The sequence below is a fragment of the Pseudomonas avellanae BPIC 631 genome, assembly GCF_000444135.1.
Classification (GTDB): Bacteria; Pseudomonadota; Gammaproteobacteria; order Pseudomonadales; family Pseudomonadaceae; genus Aquipseudomonas; species Aquipseudomonas avellanae.
Genome location: NZ_ATDK01000221.1, coordinates 35,010 through 49,315, shown reverse-complemented (window position 1 = coordinate 49,315; position 14,306 = coordinate 35,010). Strand labels below are relative to the sequence as shown.

16 protein-coding genes are annotated in these 14,306 nt (G+C 59.0%); 10 read left to right on the top strand and 6 right to left on the bottom strand.

Annotated features, from left to right (window positions below; translation table 11 throughout):
- The first annotated feature begins 45 nt into the window (after positions 1-45).
- The 7 genes from DW49_RS0109730 (at position 46) to DW49_RS0109700 (ending at position 5,061) form a co-directional block, all read left to right on the top strand.
- A complete protein-coding gene (locus DW49_RS0109730; RefSeq protein ID WP_005614388.1) occupies positions 46-708 on the top strand; it encodes a riboflavin synthase in 663 nt (220 codons plus the stop codon).
- A 17-nt stretch (positions 709-725) separates the two neighbouring features.
- Positions 726-1,817, top strand: coding sequence for a bifunctional 3,4-dihydroxy-2-butanone-4-phosphate synthase/GTP cyclohydrolase II (gene ribBA / locus DW49_RS0109725; RefSeq protein WP_005614389.1), 1,092 nt, complete (start codon positions 726-728; stop codon positions 1,815-1,817).
- A gap of 129 nt (positions 1,818-1,946) precedes the next feature.
- The gene (ribH, locus tag DW49_RS0109720; RefSeq protein WP_002555427.1) at positions 1,947-2,423 is read left to right on the top strand and encodes a 6,7-dimethyl-8-ribityllumazine synthase; all 477 of its coding nucleotides are present in this window, start codon (positions 1,947-1,949) and stop codon (positions 2,421-2,423) included.
- Positions 2,420-2,917, top strand: a complete 498-nt coding sequence (gene nusB / locus DW49_RS0109715; RefSeq protein WP_003379132.1) for a transcription antitermination factor NusB — start codon at positions 2,420-2,422, stop codon at positions 2,915-2,917. Before ribH ends, nusB begins: the two co-directional genes overlap by 4 nt.
- A gap of 16 nt (positions 2,918-2,933) precedes the next feature.
- Positions 2,934-3,899, top strand: a complete 966-nt coding sequence (gene thiL, locus DW49_RS0109710) for a thiamine-phosphate kinase (RefSeq protein WP_024421226.1) — start codon at positions 2,934-2,936, stop codon at positions 3,897-3,899.
- A gap of 134 nt (positions 3,900-4,033) precedes the next feature.
- Positions 4,034-4,651 carry a GTP cyclohydrolase II gene (ribA, locus tag DW49_RS0109705; protein WP_024421225.1) on the top strand — a complete coding sequence of 206 codons (618 nt, stop codon included), beginning with the start codon at positions 4,034-4,036 and terminating at the stop codon, positions 4,649-4,651.
- Positions 4,648-5,061, top strand: coding sequence for a hypothetical protein (locus DW49_RS0109700; protein ID WP_005614402.1), 414 nt, complete (start codon positions 4,648-4,650; stop codon positions 5,059-5,061). The genes ribA and DW49_RS0109700 overlap by 4 nt, the downstream gene beginning before the upstream one ends.
- A gap of 67 nt (positions 5,062-5,128) precedes the next feature.
- Here the strand turns inward: DW49_RS0109700 and dxs are convergent, their stop codons facing one another.
- The 6 genes from dxs to yghU form a co-directional block, all read right to left on the bottom strand.
- Positions 5,129-7,024: a 1-deoxy-D-xylulose-5-phosphate synthase gene (dxs, locus tag DW49_RS0109695; RefSeq protein WP_005614404.1), complete on the bottom strand. Its 1,896-nt coding sequence runs from the start codon at positions 7,022-7,024 to the stop codon at positions 5,129-5,131.
- Between the two features lie 162 nt (positions 7,025-7,186).
- Positions 7,187-8,074: a polyprenyl synthetase family protein gene (locus DW49_RS0109690; RefSeq protein ID WP_005614405.1), complete on the bottom strand. Its 888-nt coding sequence runs from the start codon at positions 8,072-8,074 to the stop codon at positions 7,187-7,189.
- The gene (locus DW49_RS0109685; protein WP_003379121.1) at positions 8,071-8,316 is read right to left on the bottom strand and encodes an exodeoxyribonuclease VII small subunit; all 246 of its coding nucleotides are present in this window, start codon (positions 8,314-8,316) and stop codon (positions 8,071-8,073) included. Before DW49_RS0109685 ends, DW49_RS0109690 begins: the two co-directional genes overlap by 4 nt.
- A 103-nt stretch (positions 8,317-8,419) precedes the next feature.
- Positions 8,420-9,586, bottom strand: coding sequence for a cystathionine beta-lyase (metC, locus tag DW49_RS0109680; RefSeq protein ID WP_005614406.1), 1,167 nt, complete (start codon positions 9,584-9,586; stop codon positions 8,420-8,422).
- 73 nt (positions 9,587-9,659) lie between these two features.
- Positions 9,660-10,688 (bottom strand): PDDEXK nuclease domain-containing protein, encoded by a 1,029-nt coding sequence (locus tag DW49_RS0109675; RefSeq protein ID WP_005614407.1) that lies wholly within the window; start codon positions 10,686-10,688, stop codon positions 9,660-9,662.
- A gap of 125 nt (positions 10,689-10,813) precedes the next feature.
- Positions 10,814-11,656 (bottom strand): glutathione-dependent disulfide-bond oxidoreductase, encoded by an 843-nt coding sequence (yghU, locus tag DW49_RS0109670; RefSeq protein ID WP_005614408.1) that lies wholly within the window; start codon positions 11,654-11,656, stop codon positions 10,814-10,816.
- 332 nt (positions 11,657-11,988) lie between these two features.
- On the opposite strand from yghU, the gene DW49_RS0109665 reads away from it, so the two are divergent.
- The 3 genes from DW49_RS0109665 to DW49_RS0109655 all read left to right on the top strand — a co-directional run bounded on the left by DW49_RS0109665 (position 11,989) and on the right by DW49_RS0109655 (position 14,306).
- Complete coding sequence (locus DW49_RS0109665) at positions 11,989-12,765, top strand: ABC transporter permease (RefSeq protein ID WP_005614409.1); 777 nt, start codon at positions 11,989-11,991, stop codon at positions 12,763-12,765.
- On the top strand, positions 12,762-13,466 hold the full coding sequence (locus DW49_RS0109660; protein WP_005614410.1) for an ABC transporter ATP-binding protein: 705 nt from the start codon (positions 12,762-12,764) through the stop codon (positions 13,464-13,466). Before DW49_RS0109665 ends, DW49_RS0109660 begins: the two co-directional genes overlap by 4 nt.
- A 78-nt stretch (positions 13,467-13,544) precedes the next feature.
- Positions 13,545-14,306, top strand: coding sequence for a glycosyltransferase family 2 protein (locus tag DW49_RS0109655; RefSeq protein ID WP_005614411.1), 762 nt, complete (start codon positions 13,545-13,547; stop codon positions 14,304-14,306).

The following is a 14,306-nucleotide window of genomic DNA, read 5'->3' as shown; positions in this document are numbered from 1 at the left end:
CTTCGCTTTCGCCTAGCGCGTAGCCCTTGTTCTCCCGGAGGACCCATGTTTACCGGCATCATCGAATCCATCGGCAGCATCCGCGCCCTGACTCCCAAGGGTGGCGACGTCCGCGTTTACGTGGAAACCGGCAAGCTCGACCTGAGCGACGTCAAACTCGGCGACAGCATTGCCGTCAATGGCGTGTGCCTGACCGCCGTCGAATTGCCCGGCGACGGCTTCTGGGCTGACGTCAGTCGTGAAACCCTGACCGTGACTGCCTTTGTCGATTTGAAGAGCGGCAGCCGAGTCAATCTGGAAAAAGCCCTGACGCCGACCACGCGCCTTGGCGGCCATCTGGTCAGCGGCCATGTCGACGGCGTAGGCGAAATCGTCGCCCGTGCCGACAACGCCCGCGCCATCCAGTTTACGGTGCGTGCGCCGCGCGAGCTGGCCAAATACATCGCCCATAAAGGCTCGATCACCATTGACGGCACCAGCCTGACGGTCAACTCGGTCAATGGCGCCGAGTTCGAACTGACCATCGTGCCGCACACCCTCAGCGAAACCATCATGGCCGACTACCTGCCTGGCCGTAAGGTCAACCTGGAAGTGGATCTGCTGGCGCGCTATCTGGAGCGTCTGTTGCTGGGCGACAAGGCAGCAGAACCGGGTCACGGCACGATCACCGAAAGCTTTCTGGCCGAGAACGGCTACCTCAAATCCTGAATCAAGGAGGGTGCCGCGTGGCGCTCAATAATATCGAAGAACTGGTTGAAGACATCCGCCAGGGCAAGATGGTCATCCTCATGGATGACGAAGACCGCGAGAACGAAGGCGACCTGATCATGGCCGCCGAATGCGTCAAGCCTGAGCACATCAACTTCATGGCGCGTTTCGCCCGTGGCCTGATCTGCATGCCGATGACCCGCGAGCGCTGCGAAACCCTCAAGCTGCCGCTGATGGCGCCGCGCAACGGCTCCGGTTTCGGCACCAAGTTCACCGTCTCCATCGAAGCTGCCGAAGGCGTGACCACTGGCATCTCTGCGGCAGACCGTGCGCGTACCGTGCAGGCAGCCGCCGCCAAAGAAGCCAAAGCCGAAGACATCGTCAGCCCGGGGCACATCTTCCCGCTGATGGCTCAGGCCGGTGGCACTCTGGCTCGCGCCGGTCATACCGAAGCTGCGTGCGATCTGGCGCGCATGGCCGGGTTCGAGCCGACGGGGCTGATCTGCGAAGTCATGAACGACGACGGCACCATGTCGCGTCGCGCCGAACTTGAAGAATTTGCCCTGCAACACGACATCAAGATTGGCACCATCGCCGACCTGATCCACTACCGGATGATCCACGAACGTACCGTTCAGCGGATTGCCGAGCAGCCAATGGACAGCGAACTGGGCAGTTTCAACCTGGTGACTTACCGCGATTCGGTCGAAGGCGATGTGCATCTGGCGCTGACCCTGGGCAAGATCTGCGCAGAAGAACCGACCCTGGTGCGGGTTCACAACATGGACCCGTTGCGCGACCTGTTGATGGTCAAGCAGCCCGGCCGCTGGAGCCTGCGCGCCGCCATGCGTGCGGTTAGCGAGGCGGGCAGCGGTGTTGTGCTGTTGCTTGGTCACCCCTTGGATGGCGATGTATTGCTGGCCCATATCCGTGAAACTGCAGGGCAGCAACCGGTCAAGACGCCGACCACTTACAGCACCGTGGGTGCCGGTTCGCAGATCCTTCGTGACCTCGGTGTACGCAAAATGCGCCTGATGAGTTCGCCAATGAAGTTCAATGCGATATCCGGTTTCGATCTGGAAGTTGTAGAATACGTGCCCTCCGAATAAATACCGGCAGGTTGAAGCATGCGAAAGACTGTTTTTTGCAGCGTTTGGCCTGACAGGTGCGATTCGTGGCCTAATATCCCTCAAAGTCCGCCCCAAGGCGGGCTTGCTCTTTAATACGAGACTCACCGAATGACCTTGAAGACCATCGAAGGTACCTTCATCGCCCCCCAAGGCCGCTACGCCTTGGTGGTTGGCCGTTTCAACAGCTTCGTCGTGGAAAGCCTGGTTAGCGGTGCCGTTGATGCGCTGGTACGCCACGGCGTCAGCGAAAGCGATATCACCATCATCCGTGCGCCGGGTGCGTTCGAGATTCCACTGGTTGTGCAGAAAGTTGCCCAACGCAGCGAGTTCGCGGCCATCGTTGCACTGGGTGCAGTGATCCGTGGCGGTACTCCGCACTTCGAATACGTGGCAGGCGAGTGCGTCAAAGGCTTGTCCCAGGTTTCCATGGAATTCGGCGTTCCGGTCGCGTTCGGCGTATTGACTGTCGATTCCATCGAGCAGGCCATCGAGCGCTCCGGCACCAAGGCCGGCAACAAGGGCGCTGAAGCTGCCCTGTCCGCCATCGAAATGGTCAGCCTGCTGTCGCAGTTGGAGGCCAAGTGATTTCCGACGATACCGACCAGTTCAACCCGCGCGACGCCAAATCGCCGGAAATCGCCAAGGGCAAGAGCGCCAAACGTCGCGAAGCGCGTCAGATGGCAACGCAGGCCCTGTACCAACGGCACATGGCTGGCCACGCGCTGAACGAAATCGAAGCCCAGTTCCGTGTCGATAATGACTTCAGTAACGTTGACGGCACTTACTTCCGTGAGCTGCTGCACGGCGTGGCAACCAACCAGACCGAGATCGACACCGCTCTGACGCCTTGCCTTGACCTGACCATCGAAGAACTCGATCCGATTGAGCTGGCGATATTGCGCCTGTCCACCTTCGAACTGCTCAAGCGCATCGACGTGCCTTACCGCGTTGTGATCAACGAAGGCATCGAGCTGGCCAAAGTCTACGGCTCCACTGACGGCCACAAGTTCGTCAATGGCGTGCTGGACAAGCTTGCACCGCGCCTGCGTGAAGTCGAAGTGAAGGCTCACAAGCGCTGATCAGCGCCTGACCTTCATGGGAGAGTTCGAGCTGATCCGCAATTACTTCGCCGCCGCGCCCTGTGCGCAGGCGGGCGAAGAGGTTGTATTGGGGATCGGCGACGACTGCGCGCTGCTGGCGTTACCGCCCTGCGAGCAGTTGGCGATCTCGACCGATACCCTGGTGGCCGCTGTGCATTTTCCGGCCGTCTGCGACCCCCTTCTGCTTGGTCAGCGTGCATTGGCCGTCTCTGCCAGTGATCTGGCGGCCATGGGCGCTCGTCCCGTTGCATTCACCCTTGCCTTGACCTTGCCGCACGTCGATGCCGACTGGTTGCAGCGCTTTGCTCACGGTTTGAGCCTGATGGCGCAAGGCTGTTCGTTGCGCCTGATCGGTGGCGACACCACGCGCGGTCCGTTGAGCCTGACCCTGACCGTGTTCGGCGCTGTACCCCCAGGGCTTGCGTTGACACGCAGCGGCGCTCGCGAAGGTGATCTGTTGTGTGTCGGCGGTGCGCTGGGCGATGGTGCCGCTGCGTTGCCCCTGGTGTTGAATCAACGCAGCGCCGAGGCTTCTATTGCCGAACCGTTGCTGGCGCGCTACTGGTCGCCACAACCGCAATTGGCGCTGGGTCAGGCATTGCGCGGCAAGGCGACGTCGGCGCTGGATATCTCCGATGGCTTGCTCGCGGACTGCGGGCACATCGCCCGTGCTTCGGGGGTACGTCTGGTGATCGAGCGCGACCGGCTGCCAATGTCGCCGCAGCTGCTCGCGTTGTTCGACCTGCAGGCCGCGCAACAGGCGGCGCTCAGCGGCGGTGACGATTACGTGCTGGCCTTTACGCTGCCGCCCGAACATCTGGCTGGGTTGCTCGACGCAGGCTGGCCGGTGCATGTGATCGGCCGGGTCGAGGCTGGAAATGGCGTGGTTCTGATCGATCATGTCGGAGCCGACATCACCCCCGATACCCGTGGCTACCAGCATTTTGGCGGCTCACAGTGACGGGGTGTGTCAGGTCTATCTATCGAACTTTATGATCTAAATGCGCGAGAATTCAGCCTGAGCGTCTGTAGGAACCTGCTGTTACAATGCAAATCTTGCGAATTTCCAGTCTTCATACTGATCAGGAGCACATGGTGCCCGTCGTATTTGTCGCCGCTTCCAAACTGCCCACACCCTTTGCAGAATTTGCCATGCACGGCTTTATCGAGTCGGCAACCGGCCGAGAACACGTTGTCCTGAGCCTGGGCGATGTAGCGGATGGCGCCCCGGTTCTTGGCCGCGTGCACTCCGAGTGCCTGACCGGCGACGCGTTGTTCAGTCAGCGTTGCGATTGCGGCTCTCAACTGGAAGCCGCCATGCGCGCTATTGCCACCGAGGGGCGCGGCGTATTGCTGTATCTGCGTCAGGAAGGGCGCGGCATCGGCCTGATGAACAAGATCCGCGCCTACGAGCAGCAGGACGGCGGGGCCGATACGGTCGAAGCCAACGAACGTCTTGGTTTCGCTGCCGACCAGCGCGACTACGCCATCTGCCTGCCGATGCTTCAGCATCTGGGTGTGCAGTCGCTGCGCCTGATGACCAACAACCCGCGTAAAGTCAAAGCGCTGACCGACATGGGCATCAATGTCGCCGAGCGTGTGCCGCTGCACACTGGGCAAAACCCGCACAATCGCCTTTATCTGGCGACCAAGGCCGGCAAGTTGGGGCACATGATGGGTAACGAACACCAAAGCGAGGTCGGCCCCGCGTGACACGCAGCGAGGTGCGCCAAAAGCTGGAAATGGCCTGGTGGCGCCAACTGGGTCTGACTCTGGCGCCATTGTTGGTGGTTTGTGTGTTTTTCGGCTCCAGTGAGCCGCTTATCCCTGTATTGGCGATACCGTTGTTCATCGCCGGGATAGGCTCGATGTTCGTCAGCCTGAAGCCGTTCGGGGCTTACAAGCGTGCATTGGCGGCCACTCAGGCTGCGCTCGACACGCCAGAAGAGCCCGCCGCCTGGATCAAGCTTGCTGCGGTCCGCCGTTTTGCCTTTCTAGCGGCCGGGCTTCCCGCCTGGATCGCCGCCATCGCGGTACTGTTCGGCCTTCATCCGCTGCCGGTTTGCCTGTTGGCGTTTTCCAGTGTGGTGCTGCTTTATCTGTACCGGCTGCCCACAGCCTGAATGCGGATCGCCGCCCCGGTAGCTCCCACGAGATTTATGTATAACGCTGAGCACTGGAATGTGCGTGTCAGCCAATCAGCGATAACCGCTCATTGATCGCCGCTTCAATCCCGTCAACATCCAGCCCGCATTCAGCCAGCATCTGCGCCGGTTTGGCGTGCTCCACGTAAACGTCTGGCAAGCCCAGGTGCAGTACGGACTTGAGGATGTTCGCGCGGGCCAGAAACTCGCTGACTGCAGCACCTGCACCACCCATCACCGCGTTTTCTTCCAGCGTGACCAGCAGTTGGTGACTGGCAGCTGTTTCGCGTACCAATGCTTCGTCCAGTGGTTTGACGAAACGCATGTCGATGACGGTAGCGTTCAGCTTCTCAGCAACCACCAGTGCCTCGGCCAGTTGTACGCCAAACACCAGAATCGCAACCCCCTGACCTTGACGGCGCACAACGCCTTTGCCAATTTCGACCGGGTCCAGATTGGCTTCAATCACAGCATTCGGCCCGGTGCCGCGCGGGTAGCGCACAGCCGCAGGTCCGGTGTGCAGATAGCCGGTGCTGAGCAATTTGCGCAATTCGTTTTCGTCACTTGGTGTCATCACCACAATGCCGGGGATGCAGCGCAGGTAAGACAGATCAAAGCTGCCCGCGTGGGTCGGGCCGTCTTCGCCCACAAGCCCGGCACGGTCGATGGCGAACAGCACGTCGAGGTTCTGCACCGCTACGTCATGCACCAACTGATCGTAGCCGCGCTGCAGGAACGTCGAATAGATCGCCACCACCGGCTTGCTGCCTTCACAGGCCATACCGGCTGCGAGGGTGACGGCGTGTTGCTCGGCAATGGCCACATCGAAGTAACGCTCTGGAAAGCGCTCGCTGAAGTCCACCAGGTCCGAACCTTCCTTCATGGCCGGCGTGATGCCCACCAGACGAGAGTCGACCTCGGCCATGTCGCAAATCCACTGGCCGAACACACCGGAGTATTTCGGTGAGCTGACCTTTTTCTGAACGCTGACAGGTGCATTCAGGGGTTCAAGCTTGGTAATGGCGTGATAGCCGATCGGGTCGACTTCGGCGGGCGCAAAGCCTTTGCCCTTCTTGGTCACCACGTGCAGGAACTGAGGGCCTTTCAGGTCGCGCATGTTGCGCAGCGTGGCAATCAGGGTTGGCAGGTCATGGCCGTCGATAGGGCCGATGTAATTCCAGCCCAGCTCTTCGAACAGCGTGCCGGGGACCAGCATGCCTTTGGCGTATTCTTCGGTGCGTCGTGCGATTTCCCACGCGCCCGGCAGCCGCGAGAGCACTTTCTTGCTGCCTTCGCGCATGCTGGTGTAGGTGCGGCTGGAAAGAATCTTGGCCAGATAGTTCGACAGCCCGCCGACATTGCGCGAGATCGACATGTCGTTGTCGTTGAGGATCACCAGCATGTTCGCCGCCACTTCCGGCGCGTGGTTCAACGCCTCGAATGCCATGCCTGCGGTCAGCGCACCGTCGCCGATCACGGCAATCGATTTGCGCTCGCTGCCTTGCAGGCGTGAAGCAATCGCCATACCCAGTGCGGCGCTGATCGAGGTGCTGGAGTGGCCAACGCCGAACGTGTCGTACTCGCTCTCGCTGCGGCGCGGAAAGGCGGCAACACCGTCCTTCTGGCGCAGGGTGGACATGCGCGCGCGACGGCCGGTGAGAATCTTGTGCGGATAGGCTTGATGACCCACGTCCCACACCAGACGGTCGTCCGGGGTGTCAAACACGTAATGCAGCGCGATGGTCAGCTCGATGACCCCAAGACCGGCACCGAAATGCCCTCCGGTCTGGCCAACGGAGTACAGCAGCTCCAGGCGAAGTTCATCGGCCAGGGTTTCGAGCTCGGCTTCACCCAGACGGCGTAGGCCGTGTGGGGTGTCAGCCTGGTCGAGCAACGGCGTGACCGGGCGCTCGCGGGGGATCTCTTTGAACGTCGTGGGCATCAGGCGAATCGTTATATATAAGTAAAGAGGCGGCAGTTTACCTTATGCATCGCACGCTGCCCATGAAGTGAGTCGGCGGAAGGTCCGTCGACTGACAAGCTTGATGATTCAGACCTGATGAACCGCCGTTGATTCATCGTATTTCAGCCCCGGCAATAGCAATCAGTGGCGGCGCTCGACGATGTACCGCGCCAGCTCGCGCAACGGCTCTGCGGCGGCGTCGAAAGGACTCAGTGCAGCGAGCGCCTGATCGCGTAACTCCAGGGCATAGCCCTTGGCTGCGTCCAGGCCCAGCAGTGCGGGGTAGGTCGGTTTGTCGCGTGCAATATCGGCACCCTGGCGCTTGCCGAGGGTCGCGGTATCGCTTTCGACGTCGAGAATGTCGTCCTGCACCTGAAAGGCCAGGCCGACCGCACGTGCATAGACCTGCAGGGCATCGAGCCGCGCCTGATCGGCCTGACCGCTGGCCAGCGCACCGAGCCGAACACTGGCTTCGATCAACGCGCCGGTCTTGTGACGGTGCATGTATTCCAGCGCGGCCTGATCCAGCTTCAGCCCTACCGAGCCCAGATCGATGGCCTGTCCGCCCACCATTCCGGCCGGACCTGCGGCAGCGGCCAGTGTGCTGACCATCTGCAACCGGGTTTCGGCGTCACGCGAGCTCAAGTGCGGGGCGAGCAGGGCGGTGAAAGCGAGGCTTTGCAGGCCGTCACCGGCGAGGATCGCGCAGGCCTCATCGAACGCCTTGTGCGTGGTCGGTTGGCCGCGACGCAGGTCGTCATCGTCCATCGCCGGCAAATCATCGTGCACCAGTGAATAAGCATGGATCAGCTCGACCGCACAGGCCGCGCCATTGGCATCTTCGGCCACGCCGCCCAGTGCTTCACAGGCGGCGTAGGCCAGCAGCGGGCGCACGCGTTTGCCGCCATTCATCACGCTGTAACGCATGGCCTCGTACAGACGGTCCAGCTCAGGGCTCGGTGCCTGAAACAAGCCTTCGAGTGCTGCATTGACGCGAGTCTGGCTTTGCGCTTGATAGCTCGCGATCATTCGGGGAGTTCCGCGTCGTCGAACGGCTCTTCGGTCAGTTCGCCGTCGCGCTCCAGCAGTACTTGAACCTTTTGTTCAGCCTGGGTGAGGGCGCTCTGGCAATCACGCGTCAGACGCACGCCTTGCTCGAAGGCGGTCAACGAGTCTTCCAGCGACAGTTCACCATTCTCCAGCCGCTCTACCAGCGCTTGCAGATCAGCGAGAGACTGTTCGAAATCCAGTGCAGCTTTCTTGCGGGCCATGGGGGCATTTCCGGTAGAGGTTAAACCGCGCGACACTAGCAGAGCGGCGGCTTTGGGGCAAATGACAGCGATGGATGTTCGTTGTCGCAGTGAGCAAAGTAACTCAACCCGCAGCAAACCCGTTCTGCAAGTCGGCGATCAGATCATCCGGGCTTTCCAGGCCGACCTGCAGGCGCAGCATCGGCCCCATGCCGCGGTCTGGACCGTGCTGCTCTACTTCCGTGACCAGGCTTTCAAAACCGCCCCACGAATAACCAATGCCAAAAAGCGTCAAGGCACCTGTAAAACGATCCAGCACCAGCCGATCAGCCGTTTTGAACTCGAAACTGAGCAAGCCATTGCAACCATGGAAATCGCGTTTCCAGAGGGCGTGCCCCGGATCGCTCGGCAGCGCGGGATACAGAACGCGAACGACTTCAGGCTGGTCCTGCAGCCACTGCGCGACCTGCATCGCGTGGCGTTCGTGCATGGCCATGCGTGCCGCCAGACTGCGCGCTCCGCGCAGCACCAGATAGGCGTCATCCGGGCTGACGGTGTTGCCGACAGCGGTGTTCATGGTCTTGAGGGTGTGCCAGTGGGTTTGGGTGGTACTGACACTGCCCATCATCACATCCGAGTGCCCGGCCACGTATTTGGTCAGGGCCATCAGCGAGATATCGGCGCCCAGCTCCAGCGGCTTGTACAAAACCCCCGAACCCCAGGAGTTATCCACCGCCAGCAGCATGTTCTTCGCTTTGCACAACTGCGCCAGGGCGGGCAGGTCGCACATGTCGAAGGTCAGCGAACCCGGAACTTCGGCGTAGATCATCCGCGTGTTGGTTTTGATCAGCGATTCCACGTCACTGCCATCGGCGGCATAGAAATCGAACTGAATGTCGAAAGCTTTCAACATCGTGTTCGCCAGACGCCGGACAGGTCCGTAGACCGATTCGGTGAGCAGTACATGATCGCCGGGGCGCAGAAAGGACTGAAACATCTGTGCGACGGCGGCAAGCCCGGTGGGGTAAAGACACGTGCCGTGCGCGCCTTCCAGCTCGGAGATCAGGTCCTGCAAGGCAAACGCGGTCGGGTTGCCATTGGCCCCGTAAGTCAGCGAACGCTCCGGCCCGGCCGTGCGAACCTCGGCTTCGCGCAAGCTTTCGAGGCTGTCGAATACTACCGTGCTGAGGCGCACAACCGGCGGATTGACCGCAAGCCCCGGACCGCTACTGGCGCTGCGACCACGTTGCGACAGGGCAGTGTGGGCGCGAGGGTCTTTGCTGTGCGGCATCTGAGGCTCCGATAGGTGCTGGCGTTATTACGTTATTGCGCCAAGCGTAATGCATCCGTGCGGTTGGCAGGTATTACTGATCGTCCTTCGCAACGTCCAGTGCATAAAACTCGTGCAGTTTGGCCTGTAACAATTGCCTGTCCGGCAGTCGGGTCTGGTATTCGGCAATCAGTGCGGGTGACAACGAGCGGTTCAGCGCGTACTCGACCACTTCATCGTTTTTGCTGGCGCACAGCAGCACGCCAATGGCGGGGCTTTCATGGGGTTTGCGCTCAGTCTGGTCCAGTGCTTCCAGATAGAAGTTCAGCTTGCCCAGGTACTCCGGCTCAAAGCGTCCGACCTTGAGTTCGATGGCCACAAGGCAGTTAAGGCCACGATGGAAAAACAGCAGGTCCAGCGCGAAATCCTGGCCGCCCACCTGCACCGGGTACTCGGAGCCGACAAAGCAGAAGTCACGACCCAGTTCGATCAGAAAATCCCTCAGGCGTTGCAGCAAGCCGCGATGCAGGTCCGCCTCGGCATGTCCGGCAGACAGTTCCAGAAATTCCACCATGTAGGCATCACGAAACACCTCCAGTGCGGCCGGCCGGGTTTCCTTGAGCATGGCCGAGGCTTTGGCTGGCTGGGTGACAGTGCGTTCGAACAAGGCGGTTTTGAATTGGCGTTCCAGTTCGCGGCTGGACCATTTTTCCCTGATAGCCATACGCAAGTAAAACTCACGTTCTTCGGGTCGCTTGCTTTGACTGAAGATGATCAAGTGATGAGTCCACGGCAATTGTGTCAGCACTGCTGACACTTTCTCATCGTCCCGGTAAGCCTCGAAAAACTGGCGCATGCGAAACAGATTTCGACGTGTAAACCCGCGCAGCCCCGGCTGGGTGGTAGCCAGGTGCTCGGCAAGCTGGCTGACCACTGCATCGCCCCATTCGGCGTTTTCAATCTTGCGACTGATGTAGGCGCCGACTTGCCAGTACAGCTCTATCAGGCGCGTGTTGACCGCCTGCGCTGCCTGCTGTCGAGCGCCCTGAATCATGGCGAGCACTTCATCGAAGCGATCAGTTGCCGGTGAGAGAAGGGCCGGGCGTGTAGTTCCCTGGTTCATGTAAGCGCGTCCTTGGGGAGTCGGTAAGGGCGGCTACTTTACGTGCAGATCACACCTGCCAGACCCGGCATTTGCGCCGGGTTTGTGACATCAGGTTTCTCTTCGTGCCGACCTTGACTTGCGCCTCATTTATCCAGGTCAGATGCCTCATGCCGCTCCGGAACCTGATCCGCTTCTTCGCCCCAGGTGCGATTGACCTTCTGGCCTTTGATAACAGCCGGACGCGCTGCGATCTCTTCCGTCCAGCGGATCAGATTCGGGTATTCGTGCACCGACAGGAACTCGGCAGCCGAGTAAACCTTGTTGCGCACCAGCGCGCCATACCATGGCCACACCGCGATATCGGCAATCGTATAGGTATCGCCGGCCAGGTAGCGGTGCTCCGCAAGGCGACGGTCCAGCACATCGAGTTGACGCTTGGCCTCCATCGCAAAACGGTTGATGGGGTACTCGAGTTTCTCGGGCGCATAAGCATAAAAATGCCCGAAACCGCCGCCCAGATAAGGCGCAGCGCCCATCTGCCAGAACAGCCAATTGAGGGTTTCTGTGCGCCCTGCCAGGTCTGCGGGCAGAAAGCTGGAAAACTTCTCCGCCAGATACAGCAGGATCGAACCGGACTCGAAGACCCGCACAGGCTTTTCATGGCTTCGGTCCATTAATGCCGGGATCTTGGAGTTGGGATTGATCTCGACAAACCCGCTGGAAAATTGATCGCCCTCGGATATGCGGATCAGCCAGGCATCGTATTCCGCCCCGCTGTGCCCCAGCGCCAGCAACTCTTCCAGCATGATCGTGACCTTCACCCCATTGGGCGTGGCCAGTGAATAAAGCTGCAGCGGATGCTTGCCGACCGGCAGCTCCTTTTCATGTGTTGGGCCGGCGACAGGCCGGTTGATGCTGGCAAACGCGCCACCCGTTGGCGTTTCCGGCTGCCAGACTTTTGGTGGGGTGTAAGGAGATTGCGTCATGAAGAGCCTCGCTTGTTCAGGGACGATCGCAGGACCGGTCGCGTTGAAATGACCATTGACGTTATAGATCAATGCGCGGGGAGGGAAGTGCCTTGCGATGCTGGCCGGGCGTAGCGCTTGCCCATCATAACGGTGCTGCTGAGGCAACCATTCGGTTGCCGTCTGTAGTTTGTGGAATATTCCTACAGCAACTAAGGTGACGTCCTATAGCTGTAGATCGACAAAAGAGGGGAGTATGTGTGCGCATCAGGAAGCCTGAAGGTTATCCATGTAGGTGCTTGATTGTCAAAGGTCGTTTACCCAGGCCACATTATTAATAACCGGATATCCGTATGCCGTTATCTCGTATTGCAGGCGTTATCAAATGGCGCGATCTGGTCATCAATCTCGTCTGCAAAGAAATAAAAATCCGCTATATGGGCGCGACGCTGGGCTTCGTATGGTCACTGGGTAACCCGTTGGTTGTGACACTTACGTATTACATGGTGTTTACCTACATTCTGCCCAGCAATCAGGACCGTTTCGCACTTCATCTGGTGACTGGCGTCGTCCACTGGATGCTTCTGGCGCAAATAGTCTCGCAAAGTGGGGAGTGGCTCATCAACAACGGCAATCTCATTCGCAAATTACGCTTTCCACGTATCTTGCTGCCCGTCTCCGGGGCGCTCACGATTATTGTGTTCTGGGCAGGCTGCATGATCGTGTACGCATCATTGTTTGCCATGCTCGGCGGTGTGTTTACCCGGGCACTGTTTTTTTACCCGATTGTACTGATCGCATTCATGGCCTTGATCATGGGCTTCGGTCTGGCGCTCAGCGTCATCCAGATAACCGTGCGGGATGCCAAGCATTTCATCGATGTGTTTTTACCCTTGCTGTTCTGGTTCACGCCAATTGTGTGGGTCACCTCTTCGCTGCCCGAGGGCATTGCCAGTATCGCGGCCTACAACCCGGTAGCCCTGTATTTCAACAGTTTCAGCAGCATCCTGCACGCCGGGGTCATTCCCGACAGCCGTGACTTGATTGTGTGCGTAGTGCTGGGCACCACGTCCCTTATTGTAGGCCTCGCCATATTCAGACGAGTAGACCGTGCGGTGGAGTACTTATGAGCAACGTCGTCATCAAGGCCGAAAACCTCACCAAGCAGTTCGTCTTGCGCCACAACATGGGCGGTTTGAAGAAAAAGTTTCTGGGGCTATTTGATGCTCAATACCGTGAGCGCGCCGAAAAATTCATGGCGGTAAGCGACGTGTCGTTCACCTTGCACAAGGGCGAATCGCTAGCGCTTGTGGGGCACAACGGTTCAGGCAAAAGCACGCTTTTGCAGCTTGTCTCAAGAATCCTTTTGCCTACCAGCGGCCGTTTGACCACCGTTGGCCGTGTAGCACCTTTGATTGAAATTGGCGTTGGCTTTCATCCCGAGCTGACCGACGAAGAAAATATTTACTTGAACGCCAGCCTGTTTGGCTTGAGCAATAAGGAAATACGTTCGCGCTTTAACGAGATCGTCGATTTCTCCGGTCTGGGAAACTTTATCGATACACCGGTGAAGAATTATTCCTCGGGCATGTACATGCGCCTAGGGTTTTCGGTTGCTGTCCATGTGGAGCCACAGACGTTACTGGCTGATGAGGTGCTTGCTGTGGGTGATGAAGAATTCAAACTCAAGTGCCATGAACGAATTCGCAGTCTGCAGGATGACGGCATGGCCTTGATTCTGGTGACTCACGCCGTAGAAGAAGGCAGAGCATTTTGTCAGCGATATTTGAAGCTTGAGCGTGGCCGGATGATTGAACACGGTTGCTATTAGTCTCTTTTTTGAAGTTTAAAATTTCAAGGCGTCAGGCTTCTATCGACTGGGTAAACACTATTTCACACAGGGATTTCCATGCTGCAAATTATCGTTCCAATGGCCGGAGCCGGGAGTCGCTTTGCCGTTGCAGGCTACACGGCCCCAAAGCCACTGATCCCTGTGCATGGTGTGCCGATGATCAAGGTCGTGATTGATAACCTGACACCTGACTGCCCGCACAGCTTCATCTTTATCTGTCAGGCGGAACAGGTCGCGGCCTACGGGCTCAGAGAAAAACTGAATGCCTGGGCACCCGGTTGCGACATCGTCGAACTTGGCGGTTTGACCGGTGGTGCGGCCTGCACTGTTTACGCAGCAAGGCACCTGATCGATTATGACCAGCAAGTGATGATTGCCAACAGCGACCAGTACGTTGACGTAGACATCAATGCCTATCTGCATGCAATGAACGAATGCGATGCCGCAGGCCTGATCATGACCATGAAAGCCAGCGATCCGAAGTGGTCATTCGTGGGGTTCAATTCACAAGGCCACATCAATCGCGTGGTTGAAAAGGAAGTCATCTCGGACGAAGCCACTGTCGGCATCTACAACTTTCGCAGTGGCGGCCAGCTGATATCAGCCATCGACGCGATGGTCCTGAAAGATCTTCGCGTCAACGGCGAGTTCTACGTCGCGCCGGCTTACAACGAGCTCATCGAGCAAGGCGCAAAGGTCGTTCATTACAGCATTGGCGCTGAGGGTCATGGCATGTATGGCCTTGGCATACCCGTCGATCTGAACCTGTTTCTGTCACTGCCTTTAAGCCGGCAGGCAGCCTCGGGCGTCGGGAACTGA

Bases quoted from the DNA above. Each gene is read 5' to 3' on its own strand.
- DW49_RS0109730 (WP_005614388.1), top strand. From the start codon at position 46: ATGTTTACCGGCATCATCGAATCCATCGGCAGCATCCGCGCCCTGACT.
- ribH (WP_002555427.1), top strand. From the start codon at position 1,947: ATGACCTTGAAGACCATCGAAGGTACCTTCATCGCCCCCCAAGGCCGC.
- thiL (WP_024421226.1), top strand. From the start codon at position 2,934: ATGGGAGAGTTCGAGCTGATCCGCAATTACTTCGCCGCCGCGCCCTGT.
- dxs (WP_005614404.1), bottom strand. From the start codon at position 7,024: ATGCCCACGACGTTCAAAGAGATCCCCCGCGAGCGCCCGGTCACGCCG.
- DW49_RS0109690 (WP_005614405.1), bottom strand. From the start codon at position 8,074: ATGATCGCGAGCTATCAAGCGCAAAGCCAGACTCGCGTCAATGCAGCA.
- DW49_RS0109685 (WP_003379121.1), bottom strand. From the start codon at position 8,316: ATGGCCCGCAAGAAAGCTGCACTGGATTTCGAACAGTCTCTCGCTGAT.
- metC (WP_005614406.1), bottom strand. From the start codon at position 9,586: ATGCCGCACAGCAAAGACCCTCGCGCCCACACTGCCCTGTCGCAACGT.
- DW49_RS0109675 (WP_005614407.1), bottom strand. From the start codon at position 10,688: ATGAACCAGGGAACTACACGCCCGGCCCTTCTCTCACCGGCAACTGAT.
- yghU (WP_005614408.1), bottom strand. From the start codon at position 11,656: ATGACGCAATCTCCTTACACCCCACCAAAAGTCTGGCAGCCGGAAACG.
- DW49_RS0109665 (WP_005614409.1), top strand. From the start codon at position 11,989: ATGCCGTTATCTCGTATTGCAGGCGTTATCAAATGGCGCGATCTGGTC.
- DW49_RS0109660 (WP_005614410.1), top strand. From the start codon at position 12,762: ATGAGCAACGTCGTCATCAAGGCCGAAAACCTCACCAAGCAGTTCGTC.
- DW49_RS0109655 (WP_005614411.1), top strand. From the start codon at position 13,545: ATGCTGCAAATTATCGTTCCAATGGCCGGAGCCGGGAGTCGCTTTGCC.